Consider the following 2944-nt stretch of genomic DNA (forward strand, 5'->3'; position numbering starts at 1 on the left):
GCGACAGCTCTACGACGTACGCAACGCTGACCGAAGGCAACATCACCATCGGTGGCAAAAGGGTCACCGCAGCGGAGTTGGGCGTGAACACCGACGCCAGCAAGGCGCATGAGGCGATCAACTCGCTGCCGGACCTGCGGAAGCTGATGCAGGAGCAGCAGGCGATGTCGTCGGCCGCGGGCACGGTGGTATCCACCAGCAAGCAGGTGGCGGGCGACGTGTTTGCGTACAAGAGCCAGGTTGCACGAGCTGAATACGAAACTGAGCTGCGGAAGGACAGCGGCAGGTGGGACGACTATTCGAAGCTGGACGAGGCGGGTAAGCAGAACTATCTGGCCAAGAATAGTCAGGGATTCCAGGAAGCACTCAAGTGGGGCACCGGAGGCAGCTACAGCCGGGCGCTGGATGCGGTGACCGCAGCCATCGTCGGCGGTCTTGCAGGGCAGGGAGGCGGTCAAGTGGCCGCCAACGGGCTTGCGCCCTACGCAGCGGAGTTCATTGGCAGCCAGTTCGATCCCAACCACGGCAAAGACCCGAACGCGACGCTGCAGCTGATCTCGCATGCGCTGTTGGGGGCGCTCTTGGCTGAAGCCAATGGCGGCTCCGCCAGCAACGGGGCGCTGGCGTCAGGTGGCGGTGAGCTGGCAGCCAAGTTCCTTACTGACGCCCTCTACGGCGGCGATCCCGGGAAGCTGGATGAACAGCAGAAGCAGACAATTCTCGCGTTGTCGCAGGCAGTAGGGGCTTTGGCGGGCGGGCTCGAGGGGCAGGGCCTAGCGAGCGCGGGACTAGGAGCAAACATTGCTGGGAACTCTGTTGAGAACAATCGTCTGCTAACAGCTCCAGAGCGTGCTCGCATCAAGGAGCTGAGTAACGGAGACGTTGCTCGTGAGGCCGAGCTCACCGCTGCTGCGTGTGCCCTCGTCAAATGCTCAGCTGGGTTTGCCGAAGGTTCCGATGAGCGAGCTCAGTGGGCTGCGATCGAGGCGTTGGGTTCGACGCCCGCCGCGCTGGAAGACCGGCAGTGGCTTGCGGCGCAAGTGCTCCCTGGGTACATCTACACCGCGGGTAATGGGCTGGCGACGGTGGATAAGCTGTTCGACTATGGACTCGGGGGCTACCTCTCAGATCTAAGCGACCGAAATCAACTGGGCATACAGTCGATGGGTGGAGTGCAACTGGTTGGAGGGGGGCTTCAAACTGCAGGCGCATTCGTTTCGGCCGGCGGCTGCGAATTCGTAGCTCCCTGCATTCTGGCGGGCTACTTGGGCGTCAGTGGCTATGACAATGCTGTTGCTGGATACAACACGCTTATCTCCGGGAAGCCCACCGCCACATGGGGTTCTCAGTTGCTAGAAAAGACAGGGCTTTCGCCTGAAGTAGCAGAGCTGCTCTATGCGTCGACGCAGCTCGCTGCGGCCGCAAAGGCCCCAGTGAAGAATTCTGCGACTGCACCTCTTGACTTGACAGCGGCGCCTCCGCGCGTCAGCAACGGAATTCTCTTCGATCCTCGGCTGCCAGACCCAGTTGCTGGGTTGGCATATGAACCGACTATTCTGAACTCCCCGAAGCCGAACATAGCCAATTCGCATGTGAACGGCTATGTGGAGGAGCTCAGACTTGCAAACTCAGTTGCGGCTCTGCCTGACCAAGTTGTAGTGAAGTACGGAGATATCATAGGCAGAAACGGAGCTGATGTGATCTCGGTCGATGTCAAGACTGGGGCGGTTACCTTGTGGGACAATAAGTTCAGGTCGGGGCCCGCCCCTATCAAGGATTCACCGACCTTTGCAAGTGACTCCAATGCCCTTGAATCGGCGGTTCGTGAGGCGATGGAGTCTGTTAGGGCATCCAACCTACCAGCAGCGACCAAAGCCAAGGCGATTGAGCAACTGTCGGACGGGACATTTAGTGCGCACACGGTAGGTTCTGGTTCTGCGAAGAATTCTACCATTTCGAAATTCTGTAACGGATCAATCTGTGAGTAGGCAATGATCTTCAATCCAGTCCGTCTAAGAGATAATGGCTTCTCTGAAGAGATGATCCATTACTTCATGGCCACTTCCTATGACCCAAGCCGTCCTATGGGGAACGTCGCCATCGCGAAGATTGAGAACTGCGTCTTCGGAGTACTGGTGGGTCGTTTTGAGTCGGTAGAACCGATGTTGCCCCGGGCCGTTGGCTGGATCGATCAGGCAATATCGATTCAAGAGAACTTTGGCAAGAATCTGCATTTCTATCGAAGCAGGCTATACCACGCTCGCGGCGTTGCATCCTGGATGCTCGATGGCTTTCCTCACGAGGGGGACTGGGATGGCGCTCGCGTTACGGCCGAAGCTGCCTGGCGCCTCGGTGACCGCGTGTGGACCCGTCATGAGATTGTCAGCGGTGGCGGCTTGGATGACTATATGGCCTACTCCTGGCTGGCAGGGCCGGATCATTGGGAGGCCGGTATGGAGATGTACGAGCATTGGATGGGTGACCAATCGAAATTCTCTATTTCGGGCAACCTGTCTCCGAAGAAGTTCGTTTACGCTCTCCTGCTAGATGCAACCGCTCGTCAGCCCAGCTCCCAAGAGAAACTTTTCGCAGCTGGGAGGAGGATGCTGCGCGAGAACCTACAGGAAAATTGGCTGGGGGGCGGGCAAGGAATCCGTGCAGCGACGTGGCTGCAAATCGTTTACGGCGTGGGGGAGCCTGGTCTGACGCCTTCTGAGACGCTTCTTCGCGCTTATGATGATATGCCTGATGTCACGTCACCATTTTAATTGGTCAAGTCTTTGATATATGCAAAGCTCTAGATAGAAAGGCCTCTTCTAGAAGGGGGCCTTAGTGTGTGCGCTGGCCACCACCGAAGGCGAGATCGCCGGCTTGCACCGCCAGCAGCACGACGACGACAGCGGCATGGTCTCGCAGGTGGCCAGCACCGTGGGCAGCCTGGGCG

The 2944-nt window shown here is 58.5% G+C and carries 2 protein-coding genes; both read left to right on the forward strand.

The genetic code is table 11. From position 1 onward, the window contains the following. Positions 1-1988 (forward strand): VENN motif pre-toxin domain-containing protein (locus ACTJI4_RS18250; RefSeq protein ID WP_440870145.1); only part of this gene is annotated, 1988 nt, incomplete at its 5' end. Between the two features lie 3 nt (positions 1989-1991). Next, positions 1992-2768 (forward strand): hypothetical protein, encoded by a 777-nt coding sequence (locus tag ACTJI4_RS18255; RefSeq protein ID WP_440870146.1) that lies wholly within the window; start codon positions 1992-1994, stop codon positions 2766-2768. Positions 2769-2944: the final 176 nt, after the last annotated feature.

The organism is Stenotrophomonas sp. 22385, assembly GCF_052045085.1.
GTDB lineage: Bacteria > Pseudomonadota > Gammaproteobacteria > Xanthomonadales > Xanthomonadaceae > Stenotrophomonas.